This is a genomic window from Moraxella sp. CTOTU47616, from assembly GCF_032017465.1.
In the GTDB taxonomy this organism is placed as follows: domain Bacteria; phylum Pseudomonadota; class Gammaproteobacteria; order Pseudomonadales; family Moraxellaceae; genus Faucicola; species Faucicola tetraodonis.
This window is the reverse complement of record NZ_DALZPU010000012.1, coordinates 24,060-42,659: the sequence shown is the minus strand read 5'-3', so window position 1 is coordinate 42,659 and position 18,600 is coordinate 24,060. Positions and strand designations below refer to the sequence as shown.

The 18,600-nt window shown below is 45.2% G+C and carries 17 protein-coding genes; 8 read left to right on the top strand and 9 right to left on the bottom strand.

The window, feature by feature from the left end; all coding sequences use genetic code 11:
* Positions 1-107: 107 nt before the first annotated feature.
* Positions 108-617, top strand: a complete 510-nt coding sequence (gene rimI / locus RTS10_RS10825) for a ribosomal protein S18-alanine N-acetyltransferase (protein WP_312540304.1) — start codon at positions 108-110, stop codon at positions 615-617.
* Here rimI and RTS10_RS10820 read toward each other — a convergent pair.
* The 3 genes from RTS10_RS10820 to trxB are packed head-to-tail and all read right to left on the bottom strand — an operon-like array spanning position 610 to position 3,261.
* Positions 610-1,428, bottom strand: a complete 819-nt coding sequence (locus RTS10_RS10820; RefSeq protein ID WP_312540303.1) for an arginyltransferase — start codon at positions 1,426-1,428, stop codon at positions 610-612. The two genes, rimI and RTS10_RS10820, sit on opposite strands and share 8 nt — an antisense overlap.
* A gap of 27 nt (positions 1,429-1,455) precedes the next feature.
* Positions 1,456-2,247, bottom strand: a complete 792-nt coding sequence (gene aat, locus RTS10_RS10815) for a leucyl/phenylalanyl-tRNA--protein transferase (RefSeq protein WP_095356916.1) — start codon at positions 2,245-2,247, stop codon at positions 1,456-1,458.
* A gap of 15 nt (positions 2,248-2,262) precedes the next feature.
* Positions 2,263-3,261 (bottom strand): thioredoxin-disulfide reductase, encoded by a 999-nt coding sequence (trxB, locus tag RTS10_RS10810; RefSeq protein ID WP_095356915.1) that lies wholly within the window; start codon positions 3,259-3,261, stop codon positions 2,263-2,265.
* Between the two features lie 442 nt (positions 3,262-3,703).
* Here trxB and RTS10_RS10805 point away from each other — a divergent pair, with 442 nt between their 5' ends.
* Positions 3,704-6,778, top strand: a complete 3,075-nt coding sequence (locus tag RTS10_RS10805) for a DNA translocase FtsK (protein WP_312540301.1) — start codon at positions 3,704-3,706, stop codon at positions 6,776-6,778.
* 73 nt (positions 6,779-6,851) lie between these two features.
* Here the strand turns inward: RTS10_RS10805 and RTS10_RS10800 are convergent, their stop codons facing one another.
* Complete coding sequence (locus RTS10_RS10800; protein WP_065253256.1) at positions 6,852-7,217, bottom strand: RidA family protein; 366 nt, start codon at positions 7,215-7,217, stop codon at positions 6,852-6,854.
* Between the two features lie 92 nt (positions 7,218-7,309).
* Complete coding sequence (locus RTS10_RS10795) at positions 7,310-8,563, bottom strand: D-amino acid dehydrogenase (RefSeq protein ID WP_312540300.1); 1,254 nt, start codon at positions 8,561-8,563, stop codon at positions 7,310-7,312.
* A gap of 149 nt (positions 8,564-8,712) precedes the next feature.
* Here RTS10_RS10795 and RTS10_RS10790 point away from each other — a divergent pair, with 149 nt between their 5' ends.
* Positions 8,713-9,183, top strand: a complete 471-nt coding sequence (locus tag RTS10_RS10790; RefSeq protein ID WP_050326005.1) for a winged helix-turn-helix transcriptional regulator — start codon at positions 8,713-8,715, stop codon at positions 9,181-9,183.
* A 112-nt stretch (positions 9,184-9,295) separates the two neighbouring features.
* Here RTS10_RS10790 and RTS10_RS10785 read toward each other — a convergent pair whose 3' ends face one another.
* On the bottom strand, positions 9,296-10,942 hold the full coding sequence (locus RTS10_RS10785; protein ID WP_186303417.1) for an NAD+ synthase: 1,647 nt from the start codon (positions 10,940-10,942) through the stop codon (positions 9,296-9,298).
* 547 nt (positions 10,943-11,489) lie between these two features.
* Between RTS10_RS10785 and RTS10_RS10780 the strand changes: the two genes are divergently transcribed.
* Positions 11,490-11,744: a hypothetical protein gene (locus tag RTS10_RS10780; protein WP_101965116.1), complete on the top strand. Its 255-nt coding sequence runs from the start codon at positions 11,490-11,492 to the stop codon at positions 11,742-11,744.
* Positions 11,745-11,770: 26 nt separating this feature from the next.
* On the opposite strand, the gene RTS10_RS10775 is transcribed toward RTS10_RS10780, so the two are convergent.
* Together RTS10_RS10775 and RTS10_RS10770 are read right to left on the bottom strand one after the other, a co-directional pair.
* The gene (locus RTS10_RS10775; RefSeq protein WP_007115956.1) at positions 11,771-12,064 is read right to left on the bottom strand and encodes a cell division protein ZapA; all 294 of its coding nucleotides are present in this window, start codon (positions 12,062-12,064) and stop codon (positions 11,771-11,773) included.
* Positions 12,065-12,127: 63 nt separating this feature from the next.
* On the bottom strand, positions 12,128-12,532 hold the full coding sequence (locus tag RTS10_RS10770; RefSeq protein WP_138018825.1) for a hypothetical protein: 405 nt from the start codon (positions 12,530-12,532) through the stop codon (positions 12,128-12,130).
* A gap of 236 nt (positions 12,533-12,768) precedes the next feature.
* Between RTS10_RS10770 and RTS10_RS10765 the strand changes: the two genes are divergently transcribed.
* From RTS10_RS10765 to RTS10_RS10755, 3 genes are all read left to right on the top strand, one after another.
* The gene (locus tag RTS10_RS10765) at positions 12,769-13,509 is read left to right on the top strand and encodes a UPF0149 family protein (RefSeq protein ID WP_312540297.1); all 741 of its coding nucleotides are present in this window, start codon (positions 12,769-12,771) and stop codon (positions 13,507-13,509) included.
* A 78-nt stretch (positions 13,510-13,587) separates the two neighbouring features.
* A complete protein-coding gene (argE, locus tag RTS10_RS10760; protein ID WP_312540296.1) occupies positions 13,588-14,781 on the top strand; it encodes an acetylornithine deacetylase in 1,194 nt (397 codons plus the stop codon).
* Between the two features lie 16 nt (positions 14,782-14,797).
* Entirely contained in the window at positions 14,798-16,147 is a 1,350-nt protein-coding gene (locus tag RTS10_RS10755; RefSeq protein WP_312540294.1) for an aminopeptidase P N-terminal domain-containing protein, read from the top strand.
* Positions 16,148-16,262: 115 nt separating this feature from the next.
* Here the strand turns inward: RTS10_RS10755 and RTS10_RS10750 are convergent, their stop codons facing one another.
* Positions 16,263-16,736: an arsenate reductase ArsC gene (locus tag RTS10_RS10750; protein WP_312540293.1), complete on the bottom strand. Its 474-nt coding sequence runs from the start codon at positions 16,734-16,736 to the stop codon at positions 16,263-16,265.
* Positions 16,737-17,173: 437 nt separating this feature from the next.
* Between RTS10_RS10750 and RTS10_RS10745 the strand changes: the two genes are divergently transcribed.
* Positions 17,174-18,568 (top strand): sodium-dependent transporter, encoded by a 1,395-nt coding sequence (locus RTS10_RS10745; protein WP_312540292.1) that lies wholly within the window; start codon positions 17,174-17,176, stop codon positions 18,566-18,568.
* Positions 18,569-18,600: the final 32 nt, after the last annotated feature.

Sequence of the window (18,600 nt, the reverse complement as noted above, 5' to 3'; positions counted from 1 at the left end):
AGGTGGCCGTACTGTAGGTGCGGGTGTTGTTGCTAAAGTTAACGACTAATCGTTAATATGCATACAAAAGAGTCACTTCGGTGGCTCTTTTTTTATGGAAATAAATTATGACTGCAATACAGATATATAAGTTAGATAAGACGAGTACACAAGATAATGGTGCCGACAATATACTGGCGCAGCTGGCACAAATTGAATCCGAGCTATTTGTCTACGATGCTTGGTCGGCTGCGCAAATCAATTCCCTGCTGGCGCAGCCATTTAACCATATAATTTATGCGACAGACGAGTTGAATCAGCGATTGGTCGGCTATTGTTTTTACAGCCACATATTTGAAGATGCAGAGATTTTAAAAATTGGGACTTGTCGCGATTATCAAAAGCAAGGTATTGCAAGCCAATTGTTAACGGCTATGGCGCAAATGTGCCAAGCAACGGGTGCCGAGCGGGTGCTATTAGAGGTAAGAGAAGATAATCATACTGCCATTGCATTTTATCAAAAACATGGGTTTGAACAGATTGCCGTTCGCAAGAATTACTACGATAATCATGACATGACCAAAACCCATGCGTTAATTATGCAGCGCAAATTCAATGCTAAATTAAATGCTAAGTAGTATTCCACATGTTTAGATAATGCGCTTTTATCGCCTGTTGAAGCATTGGCTCAACTTGCGCGGCTGTGACAACCTCATCGAAGCGATGCCACTGTTGATTGATTAATAACTCACTGGGATAAAAACGCGATTTATACGCCATCTTATCCGAATCTGGTACCCAAAAACCTAAATATAAATAAGGTAATCCAAGACGTTTAACATAGTCAATTTGGGTAAGTATCGCAAGGGTGCCCAAACTATTTATGGCTGCATCGGGATCATAGAAAGTATATACCGCGGATATGCCGTCATCTAATTGGTCGCAAACTGCCACCATGACTAATTCATCATGAAGCCAAAACTCCATAAAAAATGACTGGGTAAAGCTATATTGTAGAAACTGTTTAAACCCTTGTAAATTGGGTGGATACATATCGCCATCACTATGTCGAGCGCAGATATAGCGAGCATATAGCATAAAATGTGATTCATCGGCATCATCACAAGCCGTAATTACCACATCCATCTCGTGCGATTTTTGCCACAGTTTGCGCTGGGTACGATTGGGTTCAAACTCGTTAACTACTACACGCGTAGAGATACAGCGTTGACAATGAAAGCATACAGGGCGATATAAATGTTGTCCACTACGCCGATACCCGAGCCGTGAAAACTGAGAAAAAATAGGCGTATCTAAACGTTCATCCTTTGCTAATTCAATCAGTTCTAAACGTGCTGCACGGTCGGGCAAATAACTACATTGATGCAGCGGCGTCAATTGGCTGGTCAATGCTAGACTGGTAGGAGGATGGGGTGGTTTTAACGTCATTGGTGCTTTTAAATGCCTTGAACTTACCTAAGCTTGCGTAGTTGGAGGTAGGTAATAAGTCATAAAATCCTCATTTAACAGTTGATTGAGTGGTAATTTTTGACCGCAAATCGATGACCAATCAATACTAGGTAGCGCTAATTGTTGCGCGAGCCCAGCTAAAAATTCGGCTCTGGGTACGATGGAGGCACCTAAACGCATCAAATGTGGGTTAGGTAACTGACAGTCTACCCAAGCAAATTGGGAATGTGCACACAGCTGCATTAGCACAAAAAAAGCCGCTTTAGACGCATCTGTGACTCGATGAAACATACTTTCACCAAAAAATGCTTGTCCTAGCTTTAGCCCATAGAGACCACCAATCAGCTCATCATCATCCCAAATCTCGACACTGTAAGCGACTTGCTCGGCATGGAGCGCTGTATACGCTTCAATCATAGCGGGGCTGATCCAAGTGGCTGATGCAGAAGCTTGGGCATAGGTGCGGGTATCAGCACAGGCGGCAATGACCTCAGCAAAGGCAAGATTAATGGAAAACGTCCAACCTGCATTTTTGATACGCCGTTTTAGGGTTTTACTGGCGCAAAAATCGCTAGGATAAATAATACAGCGCGGGTCAGGCGACCACCAAGCGATGGGCTCGCCTTCATTAAACCACGGGAACATGCCTTGGCAATAAGCACACACTAAGGTATCAGCTGCCAAATCACCCCCTAGCGCAATCAAGCCTTCACCGTCAGGGTCTGCCGCCATCGGGTCGGGAAATTGATAACGGCAACCTAAAGGGCGTTGTAATGGGTGGTGATTTGGCAATGGCATTGTTCAAGGCATTAGCTAAACAGCAGTGGTGTTGGCTGATACCGTGGTATCGGCATTCGCTAGATTGACGATATCTAAATATTTTTCTGCATCCAACGCCGCCATACAACCCGTAGCTGCCGAGGTAATCGCTTGGCGATAGATATGATCTGCCACATCCCCACAAGCAAACACGCCCTCGACACTTGTCGCTGTCGCATTGCCATCTAGACCGCTTTTGACCACGATATAGCCATTATTCATCTCAAGCTGATCTTGGAAAATATCGGTGTTGGGTTTGTGCCCAATCGCCACGAACATACCAGGGGCGTTGATGGTTTTGGTAGATTGGTCTTGGAGGTTTTCAATCACCACACCCGTCACGCCTGCGTCATCACCCACCACTTCTTTGACTTGGCTGTTCCATTCGATGGTCACATTGCCATTTTTTTGTTTTTCAAATAATTGGTCTTGCAGAATTTTTTCTGATTTTAATTTATCACGTCGATGCACTAGGGTGACGTGGCTTGCGATGTTTGATAGATACAAGGCTTCTTCAACCGCTGTGTTCCCACCGCCAATCACCACCACAGGTTTACCGCGATAGAAGAACCCATCACAGGTCGCACAGGCAGAAACGCCAAGCCCCATAAATTTTTGTTCAGAGGCGAGACCCAAGTATTGCGCTGATGCCCCTGTCGCTACAATGAGTGCGTCACACGTGTAAGTGGCGCTATTGCCCACTAAGGTGAAGGGTCGCTGAGTTAGGTTCACTTGGTTGATATGGTCATACACCAATTGGGTGCCAAAACGCTCGGCATGGGCTTGCATGCGTACCATCAAGTCAGGACCTGTCAAGCCTTGTGGATCGCCCGGCCAGTTATCAACTTCAGTGGTGGTAGTCAACTGCCCGCCAGTCTGCATACCTGTGATAATGACCGGTTTTAAATTGGCGCGCGCTGCATACACGGCGGCAGAATAACCCGCTGGACCTGAACCCAAAATAATAAGCTGGTGATGGATGATTTCTGACATACGTCTTTCCTAACAATCGCTGAATAATAAACTAAATAATAAAATAGGCTAATTTTTGATTCATAAGTAAGATAGGGGCTAACATCGAAAATAGCAAGTAAATGTTATTTTTATAACAGATTCATCGCGAAATCAACGCTCAAGCAACGCTCAAAAATGGCGTTAGCTCGTTATCAAAAAATACCCTAACTTTCGGCTTTGTTGGCTCAAACCGCATTTATCATGGGGCTTGAATTGGCCGATTTAACAAAGCAATTTTTCGCAAAAAAAGCTCAGCAACGCACCACTGAGATTTGATATGATAGTCGATTAAAAGGGTGATTTTAATCAACGTTTCCCCAAAATCATTGTTTTTTCACAATCATTATCAGTCAGTCATGGCGCAGCAAAGCGTTGGCTTACGGCTTATCCAAAGCAGGTTCAAATTCAAAGGTAAATTGCGTTGTCTTATTATATTCGTCAAAGTGTGCTTACGATTATCTGGCTAATCGTAGCATTGTTGTTAGTCATGTCCCTCATCAGTTATTCTGCCAATGATCCTAGTTGGTCGCATATCAGTAGTGCGGCAAATGAAGTCAGTAATTTGGCAGGCACGGGTGGTGCGTGGCTAGCTGATATTTTGTATGCGTTTTTGGGCGCGGCAAGCTGGTGGCTCATCGTTATTGCCTGTTATGAAGCTTGGAATGTATGGCGCCATGACGTAGAGCCTAATGGCTTGTTACGTTTTTTGGGTTATATCTTTTTAATCATTGCCACCGCAGGGCTGACAGGCGTGTTGTCGTTTGGCTGGTTGGCGCAAGGCATGATAGGGCAAATCGTGGGCAACGGGCTTAGTAGTTTATTAACCTACTGGGGGACTTTGCTGTTTTTATTGGTGTTTATTGCGATCACCGTGACGTTTACCTTTGATTTACATTGGCATGAGATTTTATCGGGTCAAGCTATTCGCAGCCGCCTACACGCTGAAGCCGCAGATGAAGAAGAAACCAATACTGAATTCAAAGCGACTGCTCAAGAAGCAAGCCAAGCAAAACCAAACGACACCGCACAACTGCCTTTGCCTTTAGCCTCCCATGACGCAGAGCAAACGGCTTACGACAGTAGTCGTCTAGCGGATGATGAGGCATTTGTTGGCAGTCCACTCGATGCGTTTTTGGATGAAACGGGTTTTAGTGAAATCAAAGATTATGAATGGCTCGAAGAAAACGATGCCACCAATCCATTTAAACCCGTCAGCTCAACCTATGTGGCAAACACCAAGCTGACCAAAAAACTGGATGAAAAACTGCAAAGTGAAATCATTAAAAAACCGTTTAAAATGCCTACCTTAAACAGACCTCATTCGATACAGGTAGACTCGCAACTCACTGAGCCAACTCAGACAAAGCAGCCTAGTGTAGATAGTGTAGACGTATCGCCAGCTATGCCAACTATCGATGACGCATCTATGATGTTTGCCGCAGGCACAGGTGAGCTAGCAGATAAACGAATCTCTGAGCCTATGACTAGTCGAGAGATGGCTGGACAGGACGCGGCTATTGGGTTGTCAAATTTGGATGATTTAGCAGATAGCGTAGATGCTGGATATGAATTATCACAAAATCCTGTACTAGAGCCACCATTCGAGGGCATTAAGACAGAAGGCGTTGAAGCAGAAGGTATTGAAACACCACCTACCTCAGTCGCATCGTTATTGGGTATGCGACAAGCCCCAGCGCAAGATAGCGCTAATGCCCCAAATGACAATGCCACCGCATCTGTGGGAGCGGAATTTTCAACCCCTGCAGCAAGTCCGATGCCAACCCAAATAGCACGTCCAGTGCAAGCCGTCACCCAGATTGCTGGTAACGAGATTGATACCGACCAAATAACGTCTTCAATACCGACCCATAGTCGGTCAGTGGAGTCTGAGCTACTCGACCAAATCGAACAGCCCGCAGCGCCTCAGGTCAATCAGCCGCTTGATATCAATGACGATAGCCTATTTAGTCAGAAATCGCGTGCCATGCAAACCGCAGCTTATCGTGCCAATTTAAGCCCGTTACCTGAGTTATCGCTGCTTGATTTGCCTGACCCTGACCGCAAGCCAAGCTACAGCCGCGAACAGTTGCAGCAGTTGTCAGCGCTGTTAGAAATCAAGCTACAAGAGTTTAATATCAAAGCAGAAGTGGTCAATGCGCAAATGGGTCCGGTGGTGACACGCTTTGAAGTGTCGCTGGCGCCAGGGCTTAAAGCAAGCAAGGTAACAGGTATTGCCAAAGACTTGGCTCGGTCGCTATCCATGGCATCGGTGCGTGTGGTAGAAGTCATTCCAGGTAAACCTTATATCGGTATCGAAGTGCCCAATCCGCAGCGCCAAATGGTACGACTCATCGAGCTGCTGAAAACTGAAGCTTATCAAGACCCCGATGGCTTAATCAGCATGGCAATGGGCAAAGATATTGCAGGTAGACCGATTATTGCGGATTTAGCCAAAGCGCCACACATGCTAGTAGCAGGTACCACAGGTTCGGGTAAATCAGTGTTGGTGAATTCGCTGTTATTGTCAATGCTGCTCAAATACACACCAGAGCAGCTGCGATTGATTTTGATTGACCCCAAACAGCTCGAGCTTGCCAACTATGGCGATATTCCGCATCTGCTCACCCCCGTAGTCACCGATATGACCGAAGCAGCCAGTGCTCTAGCGTGGAGTGTGGCTGAGATGGAACGTCGTTATCAGCTGATGTCATTATTCAAAGTGCGTAAGCTTGATGAATTCAACAAAAAAGTCATGGCAGCCGAACAAAGTGGTGAACCGTTACTGGATCCACTGTGGCGACCCAATGACAGTGTCAGCCAAGATAGAGCGCCAAAATTAAAACCGTTACCACAAATTGTGATTGTGGCGGATGAGTTTGCCGACATGATTATGCAGGTGGGCAAACAAGCGGAGGAATTGATTACACGTTTGGCGCAAAAATCGCGCGCTGCAGGGATTCATTTGATTTTGGCGACCCAGCGCCCCTCAGTGGATGTGATTACTGGCTTGATTAAAGCCAATATTCCCGTCCGTGCCGCACTTCGCGTCAACTCAAAAGTCGACTCGCGTACCATTTTGGATGCCGGTGGCGCAGAGGATATGCTTGGGCATGGGGATATGCTGTTTTTAGGACCTGGTCAAATCGAGCCTAACCGTGTACATGGTGCTTTTATCAGCGATGCGGAAGTCAACCGTGTATGTGATGCATGGCGCGAGCGTGGCGCACCTAATTATATTGATAATATGTTTGATAATTTTGAGCTAAGCTCTGCGCCAAGCGGTGGCGATGCTAGCGGATCTAGCAATGGCGAAGAAGACCCGCTGTATGATGACGTGGTGGCGTTTTTGCTCGAAACCCGTAAAGTCTCTGCATCAAGCATTCAGCGCAAATTTAGTATCGGCTATAACCGCGCAGCACGTATTGTTGATGCCATGGAAGAGGCGGGCTTGGTGAGCGGCATGACCAAAAGTGGTAAACGTGAGCTATTAATGTAGAGGTTAGACAAAATAAAAAAGGTGCGATTTATGCACCTTTTTTATTTAACGTTTTGAGCGGTTATGGGTTTATTTAGTCTATGGTATTTTGCGCTGCGACTACGACAATTTCTAATTTCCACAAAGGATTAACCAACTCAGCTTTGACTGTCGCACGGGTAGGCTTTGGGCAATCGGTTAGCCAGTCGCCCCACATGCTATTCACCACCTCAAAATCCGCCAAATCCTTGATAAAAATCTGAGCAGTTAGCAGACGTGATTTGTCGCTATTGGCTTTGGCGAGCATGGCGTCGATATTGTCTAGCACTTCTTTGGTTTGTGTGTGGATATCGGCAGTGTCGGTATTTGGCACTTGTCCTGCGAGGTACACCACGTGGTTAAAAATGGTAATTTCACTTAGATAGTCATTGCTATCGAATCGTTGAATGTGTGCGGTCATGGTGTTTTCCTTGTACTTGTAAATGGATAAATGTTATTTATGCATAGTCTTTTCAAATGCTATTTACAGGTATTTCTGAAAGAGAATAGATACTAGGCATAACGCTGTAATGATAAGCCATCAATGCGAATATCAGGCGTTCTGCCGAGCACCAAATCGCTAATTAATTTGCCAGAGCCACACGCCATTGTCCAACCCAATGTGCCATGTCCTGTGTTCAAAAATAAATTGCGATACCGAGTCGCGCCAATGATGGGCGTGCTATCGGGGGTCATCGGACGTAGCCCTGTCCAAAAACTTGCGTTTGGCAAATCACCGCCTGCGAATAAGTCCTGCGTGACCATTTCGAGTGTAGCACGGCGCTGGGGGTTTAGCGTTACATCAAAACCACTTAATTCTGCCATACCGCCCACGCGAATGCGGTTGTCAAAGCGAGTAATGGCGATTTTATAGGTTTCATCAAGCACCGTTGATTGGGGCGCTAAATCAGCATTGATAATCGGTACAGTCAGTGAATAGCCTTTGACAGGGTATACAGGCAGATTAAGCTGTAGCGGTTGCAAAAGCGCCCGCGAATAACTGCCCAACGCCAATACATACTGGTCTGCCGTTAATAACTCACCATTTACTATCACCCCTTTAATCGCCCCAGCGTCGACTACCAGTTTTTCGATGGTTTGATTGTATAAAAAATTCACCCCTAGCGCTTTGGCTTGTTGCGCTAATGCTTGGCAAAACAAAAAGCAATCGCCTGTTTCATCATGCGGCAAATGCAATCCACCAACCAGCTTATCAGTGGCATTTGCCAACGCGGGCTCAATATCAGCCAACGCCTTGCTGTTGTCAATCAGCTTAAAAGGCACGCCTGAATCTTGCAACACCTTAATATCTTGCTGTACAGCCTCTAGTTGGGCGGGTTTACGAAAAACTTGTAAGGTACCTTGTGAGCGGTTTTCGTAGCTAATGCCGGTGTCTTGACGCAACTGCTGCAGACAGTCGCGGCTGTATTCTGCCACTCGTACCATACGCTCTTTGTTGATGGCATAGCGCTTGGCATTACAGTTTTTGAGCATTTGTAGCATCCATTGTAACTGCCACAGACTACCATCTAATTTGATGGCTAAAGGGGCGTGTTGTTGAAATAACCATTTAACCGCCTTCAATGGGATACCAGGGGCTGCCCAAGGGGTAGAGTAGCCTGGGGAGATTTGCCCAGCATTGCCAAAACTGGTTTCTTGTGCGGCACCTGCTTGGCGGTCAATCACCGTGACTTCTACACCTTGCTTGGCTAAATAATAGGCACTTGTCACCCCAATCACGCCACTACCCAGTACCAATACGCGCATACCCACCCCCAATATCTGCTTAATTATCAGTTAATTTTGCTAGTATAAGTAAAGTTTTGCAGTGAATTTTGCTGTTTTTGTGCTAGAATTTTGCTGATATTATCGGTTTTATCATGTCAATCATCAAAAAACAGGGTTTTCATTTTGCTATGCGTACTTTAGACCGTACCGACCGTTTAATCCTTGAAATCTTGCAACAGCAAGCCCGAATTTCTATCAGCGAATTGGCTGCTAGAGTTAACCTATCAACCACGCCTTGCTCAGACCGAGTTAAACGGCTGGAGCGTGAAGGTATTATCACAGGTTATCATGCGCGGTTAAATCCCAATTTAATCAATAAAAGCTTGTTGGTATTTTTGGAGATAAAGTTATCCACCAAGTCAGGTGATGTCTTTGAGCAAGTGAGCAAAAAACTGTCAGAAATTCCAGAGATACTGGAATGTCATTTGATTTCGGGTGAGTTTGATTTTTTGGTCAAAGCGCGGCTAAAAGAGATGAGTTCTTACCGCAAGTTACTAGGCAATATCTTAAAACAATTGCCAGCGGCGGTAGAAACCCACAGTCTGATTGTGATGGAAGAGATTAAAGAAAGCTTGCATTTGGATGTGACAGTGACATAACTGTCGTGCAAGCTTTACGATATATGCTTTGTGATAAATGCTTTGCGACAGATAAAAAAAAGACTGCCAAATCGCAGTCCTTTTATGTTGTCCAACCTTAGAATCTTGGAAATTAGAGTTTTGGAAACTCTAGCGACCAGTGGTTGACGAGTGGGTAGCGACGCTCACGCCCAAAGGCGCGGTGGGTAATCTTGGTGCCAATAGCCGCTTGACGACGTTTGTACTCATTGCGGTCTACCATGCTGAGTACTTTTTTCACTACATCCTTATCATAACCGGCTTCTACAATCGCATCATACCCAAAGTCGCGATCGATATACAGCTCCAGCATTTTATCGAGGGTATCATAATCAGGTAGACTGTCTTGGTCTTTTTGGTCAGGGCGAAGCTCGGCAGAAGGCGGACGCGTAATCACACGCTCAGGAATCACCGGCGTTTCTTCTAGGCGGTTGCGATAGTTGGCGAGGGCGTATACTTGGGTTTTATACACATCTTTTAAGACATCAAATCCGCCTGCCATATCTCCATATAGTGTCGCATAGCCCACGGCCATCTCTGATTTGTTGCCAGTGGTGATGACTAGATGACCAAATTTGTTGGACAATGCCATCAAAATCATCCCACGCGCACGGGCTTGGATATTTTCTTCCGTGGTGTCGGCGGTGGTATTGCTAAACATCGGCTCTAGCGTATGGCGCATGCCTTCAACAGCGGCATGAATCGGGCACACGGTATAAGACACGTTGAGTCGGTGCGCCTGCGCCTGCGCGTCTTGCAGGCTGATTTGCGAGGTGTACTCATAGGGCATCATGACTGCATAAACTTTATCTGCACCCAGTGCATCGACCGCGATACATAGCGTGAGCGCCGAGTCTATCCCGCCTGACAACCCAACCAATACGCCTTTAAAGCCAGAATGATTGACATAATCACGCAAGCCGACAACCAGCGCTTGATAAGTTTCAGCGATTTGGCTGAGCGCAAGCGGTGATTTGCGCTGTTCTGATAATATCACTTGACCGCTTTGGGCATCGTGACGAGCAACCACATACAGGGTATGCTGCAAAAATCTTGGCGCTTCTTGCACGATTTTACCTTGAGCGTTGACGACCATCGAGCCGCCATCAAACACCAAGTCATCTTGACCGCCCACGCTATTGGCATACACAATCGGGATATTGTATTCAGTCGCACGACTTTTTAATAAAGCCTTACGTTGTTCTTGCTTGTTTTGCTCAAAGGGCGAGGCATTGAGGCTGATGATGATTTCCGCACCTTTTTCTTTGAGTGCGCGAATGGGAGCGTCTTGCCATAAGTCTTCACAGATGAGTAGTCCAATGGTCAGACCTTGATAGTCAAACAACACTTGGTTGTGACCGGTATTAAAATAGCGGCGTTCATCAAACACACCATAGTTTGGTAAGCATTGTTTGTGATAAAAGCCTTTTTGCTGACCATTGTGAATGATAGCCACTGAGTTAAATGTGCCATTGGGGTCAATGTGCGGATAACCCACTAGCATCACGATGTCTTTGACCGTGTAGAGCAATTCAAAAGCAAGTTTCACACGTGAGGCAAGACTTGGACGTAATAACAAATCTTCAGGCGGATAACCCAGCAGTGATAACTCAGGGAAGACAATGATATTAGCCCCCTTGTCACGGGCGTCTTTAGCCAGTTCTACCATTTTTTTGGCATTATTGATGACATCGCCGACAATAAATTGCTGCTGTGCCACCGCAATTTTTAGCCCCACCATAGAATCTGCTTGGCTAGTCGATTGGCTTGATGACTGAGAGGTTGACTGAGAAACTGATTGAGAAGTTGGCTGAGCAGGTTTTTGAGAAACTGGCTGTGGGTTTGCTGGTTGGTTTGGCGTAGTAGCTTCGGCGGCCATTGACTCACTCGGCAGCTGCGTTGGTACGCTATCATCTGGGGTTAAATCAAGGTGTGACATGAAAAATCCTTCAGTAAAAATTTATTATGGGGTCATCCCTTTAGTCGTATCCGTCTAGAACGGTAGGCAAGCATCATGCCGCTATTATAATTATGGGTCGCAACAGCGATGACATTACAAGATAAAATTATTCTACATTATATCGCTTTATGATATGTTTACAATTGCAATCTTTAGATGCTACAACCGAAAAATGCTACAACTGGTAAAATTAGCCTAAACATAGCACGAATAACCCATCAATGCGCGATTTTTTGCAGTATAATCAAACCTTATAATGCTAATTAACAGGCAGTCATAATTCTTAATTGGCAACGATGATTCGTTCATTAGGCAATGAGGTGAAGCGATGTTTACCGCAATTTTTGTGGTTTTGGTGATTATGGGGCTTAGCTGGGTTGGGATGAAATGGATGTATCCGCGACCACCGCAAGGTTATTTACAGCCGCAGCCAGGCGAGAGTACCGAGCTGCGAGCGTGTGATTTTTGCCATCATACGTTAGCAGAGTGGCGAGGGATTGTAGAAGGGGATAAGTTCTTTTGTAATCAAGAACACCAAGCGGATTTTCATGCTGGCAAACACTACCAGCGCGCTCAAAATTAGTCGAATTCTATTTTACACTAAATAAGTTAGGCAAAACGCGCAACGTCTTCTAACATTTTACCCACCAGGTCTTGCGCTTGGCTTTCGTTTTCTTGATAGCGTTGTAAGTTTTCTGATTTTTCAAACAACGTCAACGCGCACAGTACCAATAATTCTTCTTGTGGTAGCTGAGGCGCTTGGCGGCGTACCTCTTGCATAAACTGGTTAATATAGCTTGCCGCACGCTGCAACGCAGGCTCTTCGGATTCTGGGCAGTTGATGGTATAGCTACGACCATTGATCAGGATATCAACTTTTTTAATGCTTTGGGCAGATGCCATAAGATTTTCCTAACGTATTCAAATGTTTTAAACATTACTAAGGCTGGCTTAACTAGAGGCGGGTTAGTTTTCGCTGTCAATTTTTGCCAAGCGTTCTAACACAAGCTTGGTATGCTCTGCCGCAACGCGATTTTTTTCAATCAGTTTTTGATTTTGTGCGGTAAAAATCTGTAATTGGTTTTGGGTTTGTTCGTATTCGGTACTTAGCATGTTGTGAGATTCGGCAAGTGACTGATAGCGCTGCTCGAGTGCTTGATACTCTTCGGCTTGTCTGGCAAGTTGTTGTTCTAAATTTTGCTGCAGTTGTTTGCTGGCATCGAGCTCAGCTTGTACCGCCTGCAGTTGGTCTGCGGTAATAGTTGGCTGTGCTTTAATACGGGTTAGCTCGCTACTGGCGAATTGATATTTGTCGCGAAGCTTAGTCAATGCGGTTTGTAGCTGGGTCAGTTGGTCAATTAGGGTGCTCATGATATGATGTCTAGTCAGTAATCGAGTGAATAATCAAGTAAATCATCAAGAGCGACGTGATGGGCGCTCGTTGACATGAATAGCAAAAGGTTTTTTTGGTATAACTATAGCGTGAAGGCTTAAAATTTGAGTGATACTTATATTATTTTACCACTTTAATAATGCCATAGTTGACCGCATTAAGGCTAGTATTATCTCAGTGTTGATATAATTTTTTGTGAAAAAAGGGTAAAGCGATGGATGATTATATTTCGGGTTGGCAGGATTGGACACAAGCATTTGAGGATTGGCATGACGTCACCATTAGTGAGTTACATGGGCTAATCTCAGGGGTGCTCAGTGTGTGTGATGCGCCAACCGAGCAAGAGTGGCAACTGCTACTGACTGAGCTGAGCTTTACCGAGCTTGAGCCAAAAGCGTTAGAGATAGTGACCGAAGAAGGCGAGGATATGGTGGCGGTGTTAACCGATGATGCCGATAGCTATCAGTTTATGCCGTTGTTGCCCGATGATGACCATCCACTCTATGAGCGTTTGATGGCACTTAAGAACTGGGCAAATGGCTTTTTGACAGGCTTTGGCGTCACCGATAGTGCGCTACGCCCGGAAGAAAATAGCCTATTTAATGACTTGGCAAAAATCGGCGCGCTGCGGGTTGATGCGTATGATGAGGCGCTGCAAGGCACAGACAATGCTGAAGGCGAAGTTGAATATATGGAGCTACTTGAGTTTGTGCGCATGATTCCTGTGAGTGTGTCACAAGGGCGAGTGCGTAAATCAGTCGCCAAGTTGCCGCTCATCGCAGGATTTGCGCTAAATCGCCCTGTGGGCAAAGCCCAAGAGATTGATGAGGAGCATTTGGATTTTATTGAGCAACTACGGGATGATGAACTCGATTGGGAAGCAGAAAAAGATACCAATGATGATTTTGTTACCCATATGGTTATAGATGCCATGACAGGTAAAAAGCCGAGTTGATGTTAATACCCTATTTCGACTAGATTTACCCTGATAGGGTGTTTTAATGGTTTAAAATTTGAGAAAAATGGAACGACTATGGGCTATCCATCCAACGCCGTAGACTGGTTAACAAAGCTGATTGGTTTTAACACTGTCAGTCGCTACTCCAATTTGCAATTGATTGAGTATGTGGCGGGCTATTGTGAGCAGTTGGGGTTGTCGCCACGTTTGACCTTTAATGCCGATAATACCAAAGCCAACCTCTTTGTGACTGTCCCTGCGATGGGTAAGGGTGATACCGTAACGACAGGGGGTTTTGTGTTTTCCGGGCATACCGATGTGGTGCCTGTTGATGGGCAGGCATGGGATACCGATCCGTTTGTGGCGACCATTATTGAAGATAAGCTATACGGGCGTGGGGCTTGTGATATGAAAGGCTTTATTGCTTGTGCCTTAACCCTGTTGCCTACTGTGGTGCAAGCAAGCCGCGATAGGATGCTCAACAAACCGATTCATCTGGCACTGTCGTATGACGAAGAGGTAGGTTGTTTGGGTGCGCCATTACTGCTTGCAGATTTAAAAGCGCAAGGGATTAAGCCCGACTACTGTATCGTCGGTGAGCCGACCATGATGAAAATGGTCACCGCGCATAAAGGCATCCAAGTGTATCGCTGCCGCGTGCATGGCAAATCAGTACATTCATCGCTGACCCCGCAAGGCGTCAATGCTATCAGCTATGCTAGCAAAATTATCAATTTTATTGATACACTTGCCGAACAATTGCAACAACGTAACGACCAAGACATGGCGTTTGACGTACCATTTTCGACCTTGTCAGTCGGCACTATTACCGGCGGTACAGCAACCAATATCGTGCCTAACCTGTGCGAATTCACCTTTGATTACCGTAATTTGCCGCACATGAATGAAAGCCAAGTGATTGAGCCGATTCGCGCCTTTATCAAAACCCTTGAGCCTAAGATGCACGCCATTGACAGCGACACGGGCATTGAGCTAACTCGCAACGAAAATGTCCCTGCGATGACCGATAAAGATAGCCAAGCCTTGCAACAGCTCATTGAAAATTTGGTGGATGAACAGCAGCGCCATAAAGTGGCGTATGCCACCGAAGGCGGGCAGTTTACCAATGCAGGCATTCCGACGGTGATTTGCGGACCTGGCGATATTGGCAATGCCCATAAAGCCAATGAATTTGTCAGTCTAAACCAATTAGCAAAATGCGAAAGCTTCTTACAGCAAATTCTTCAACAATGCTGTGACAGCCATTAAATTTTCTGGAAATATCATGTCAAATCAATTAACCATACAGTTGTTGCCCAAGCTTCCCCAAAGCCAATTTGCCAAACGCCGTGCCAAACTTGCTGAAGCCTTGCCAAACAATAGCATTGCGATTTTGCAAACCGCACCCGCTCATATCCGCAACAACGATGCTGAGTACAAATACCGCGCCGACAGCAGTTTTTTCTACCTGACGGGCTTTGCCGAGCCAGAATCCGTCATGGTGTTGGAAAAAACTGACCATGCCGTTAACTACACGTTATTTTTACGTGAAAAAGACAAACTACGTGAGATTTGGGATGGTAAGCGCGTAGGGCTTGAAGGTGCAACTGCAGATTTTGGCGTGGATAAAGCGATTGCCATTGGCAAAATTGATGAGGTGATGCCGACCTTAATTTTTGGTAAAAAACACGTGTTTGCCCGCTTTAATAATGAGCTGATTGGCTGGCTTAATCAAGCCAAGCAACTGCAGCGCGGGGAAGGTATGGTCGATACCATCACCAATATTGACAGCCTTATCAATGAAATGCGGCTGATAAAAGATGAGTCTGAAATTGCACGCATGAAAGTCGCCGCCCAAATCAGTGCTTACGGGCATATTCGCGCCATGCAAAGTGTGGCACCCTTGATGCAGAAAAATCAAGGGAATGAAAGCAGACTGGAAGCTGAAGTTAACTATGCTTTTGCCCAATACGGCTGCGTACCCTCTTATAATAGTATCGTTGCTGGCGGGGACAATGCCAATATTTTGCACTATGTCGAAAACGACCAACCGCTGCACAACGGCGACTTGGTGATGATAGATGCGGGCGCCGAATACCAACACTATGCAGGTGATATTAGCCGTACTTTTCCTGTGAGTGGCAAGTTCAGCGACGTGCAAAAACAGGTGTATGATATTGTGCTAAATGCCAATATCGCCGCCATCAACAGCCTAAAAGCAGGCGAGCATGGCAAAATCCATCATGAAACTGCGCTTAAAGTATTAACCCAAGGCTTGATTGAGTTAGGGATTTTGACAGGCGATGTCGATGAGTTGATTGCCGATAAAGCCTACTTGCCGTTTTATATGCATGGCACAGGGCATTGGCTTGGCTTAGATGTGCACGATGCAGGGCGCTATACTGGCGACGACGGCAAACCCAGAAAGCTTGAAAAAGGCATGGTGATTACCGTTGAGCCAGGCTTGTATTTTGCGCATGACAATGCATTGGTACCCAAGAAATATCGGGGTATTGGCATTCGGATTGAGGATGATGTGGTCATTACCCAGGGTGAGCCGCTGGTTCTTACCCGTGATGTGCCAAAAACAACGGCCGCGATTGAAGCGCTAATGCAGCAAAAAGTGCATTCATAGATATCATCCATACCTATATGGACAGCTGAGCTTTGTATGATACAAACCTAGATGAGACAAACAAAAAAAGCCCAAGACAGCTGGGCTTTTTTACGGACAATCGTTTATCGGCATTTTAGGTATCGGCTGGTGGATGTGCCAAATGCTCGATTTTATCTTCGGGCAAGTTTGTCAACAAATGGATGCGCTGAGAGAGTTGGCGTAATACTTGACTAAAGGCGGCTTTTTCCACATCACTATCGGCTGATACACTGTCCGTATCATTGATATGCCAATGTGCGGTTAACGGGAATTTGCCATCAATGTCCGCATGTTGCTGTAAAGAATTGCACAGCCCAATCACCAAATCAATCTTTGGCGCGTTGTCTTGTAAAAACTGCTTGACGGATTTGGGCGCTAAGCCTGTGACGTCATAACCTTCTTGTTTTAATACCTCGAGGGTGAATGGATGCGCGCTAGTGGATGGCTCAACGCCTGCGCTATAGGCTACAAAACGGTCACCGCCAATTTTATTCAAAATCGCTTCTGCCATTAGGCTACGGCTAGCATTGTGCTTGCATAGGAATAACACGTTATAAGGCTGCGTCATCAATAAGTCCCTTGTCATCATTCTGCGAACGGTCAACACGTTTGGATGTGCAATTTTTTTAAGAATGAAATTTTACCTTTAATGGCAAAAAATTGCTATTAAAATCCCCACAATTGTGCAAGTTTAAACCGTTGACATTAACCGCTTGGTTTTGCCAACAATTCGGCATCAAATAGGTAAAAAATTATTTATTCCAAAAAGTAATATTTAGTATAAAAATAATTTGCGTTTAATGAATTTTAAAAATAACTATTGTAAATATTTGATTTTATTATATTTTATATAACTGCAAAAAAATAATGACTTGCTTGTATAACTTTTGGTTGGGTTTTATGAAAAGAAAGTTTGACATTAACTATTGATTCATGAAAAATCTACATACTGCAAGATTCTCGTTGCAATTTTTTCATTTATTTACATTCGATTAGGGAGGGATTATGAGCACTAATCACAAGTTGTCTCATTCCCAGTGGAGCTCAAAGATTGGGTTCTTGATGGCTGCCGTGGGTTCTGCGGTCGGTCTTGGCAGTATTTGGAAGTTTCCTTACATGACAGGCGATAGCGGTGGCTCGGCATTTGTTATCGTGTTTATTATCAGTATCGCGCTTATTGGTTTTCCAGTGTTGGTCACTGAATGGCTGATTGGTCGCCGTGGACAAAGTAACCCAGCGGCAAGTTTTCGCAAAGCGGCGGTAGCCAATAACACGTCACCTGCTTGGAGTCTGCTTGGCTACTTTGGTATTTTAGCCGCTTTTATGATTTTGTCATTTTATAGTGTGATTGGCGGCTGGTCGCTTAATTACACCTTAAAAGCGGGTATCAATGCATTTGGTGGTCTCAATGCCGATGCCACAGGCAAAATTTTTGAGACGATGTTAGCCAATCCAACCGAAATGACGTTGTGGCACACGGCATTTATGGGCTTGACGGCGCTAATTGTGGCAGGCGGTGTATCAGCAGGCATCGAGAAAGCATCGAAAATCATGATGCCTGCGTTGGCTTTTATCCTATTATTTATCGTGGGATATAACGCGATTAATATGGATTTTGCCAAAGGCGCAGAGTTTTTGTTTAAGTTTGACTTGCAGCGTATGCAGGAAGTTGGTGTGGGTAAAGTACTGATGGCAGCGCTAGGACATGCGTTCTTCTGTCTGTCACTGGGCATGGCGATCATGGTGAGTTATGGTTCATACCTAAAACAAGATGTTGATTTATTGGCAACCGCGCGTACGGTGATTATCTGGGATATTATCTTCTCATTGGCGGCAGGTCTTGCGATTTTCCCAATTTTATTTAGCAATCATCTGGATCCAGCGGCAGGTCCCGGTTTGGTGTTTGTGACCCTGCCAATCGCCTTTGGTCAAATGAGCCTAGGTGTGGTGGTGGGTACTTTATTCTTCTTGTTATTGACTTTTGCGGCATTGACGTCGTCGATTTCAATTCTTGAGCCCATTGTCGAATTCTTGGAAGAAAAAACCCCAATGAGCCGTAAAATCTGCACGATAGTAGGGGCAGTGGCAACGTGGGCAGTGGGTGTACTTGCGTTATTGTCATTTAATAAATTGTCTGATTTTGCGGTATTTACTATCCACAAAAACGGTAAAGACATCCCACAAGGTATCTTTGACGCGCTAGATTATACGTCCAGTAAAATCATGCTACCTTTGATTGGTTTGGGTACCATTATCCTCATCGGCTGGTTTATCAACCAAGAATCGGTAAAACGTGAATTGGGGCTCGATGGCATGAAATGGACTATTTGGCAAATTGTGGTAAAATTTGTCGCACCGATTGGTATCATCGCCGTATTTTTAACGGAGTTACTGGGTTAATCACAAGGGCTTTATCTCAACAGCTTTATGTA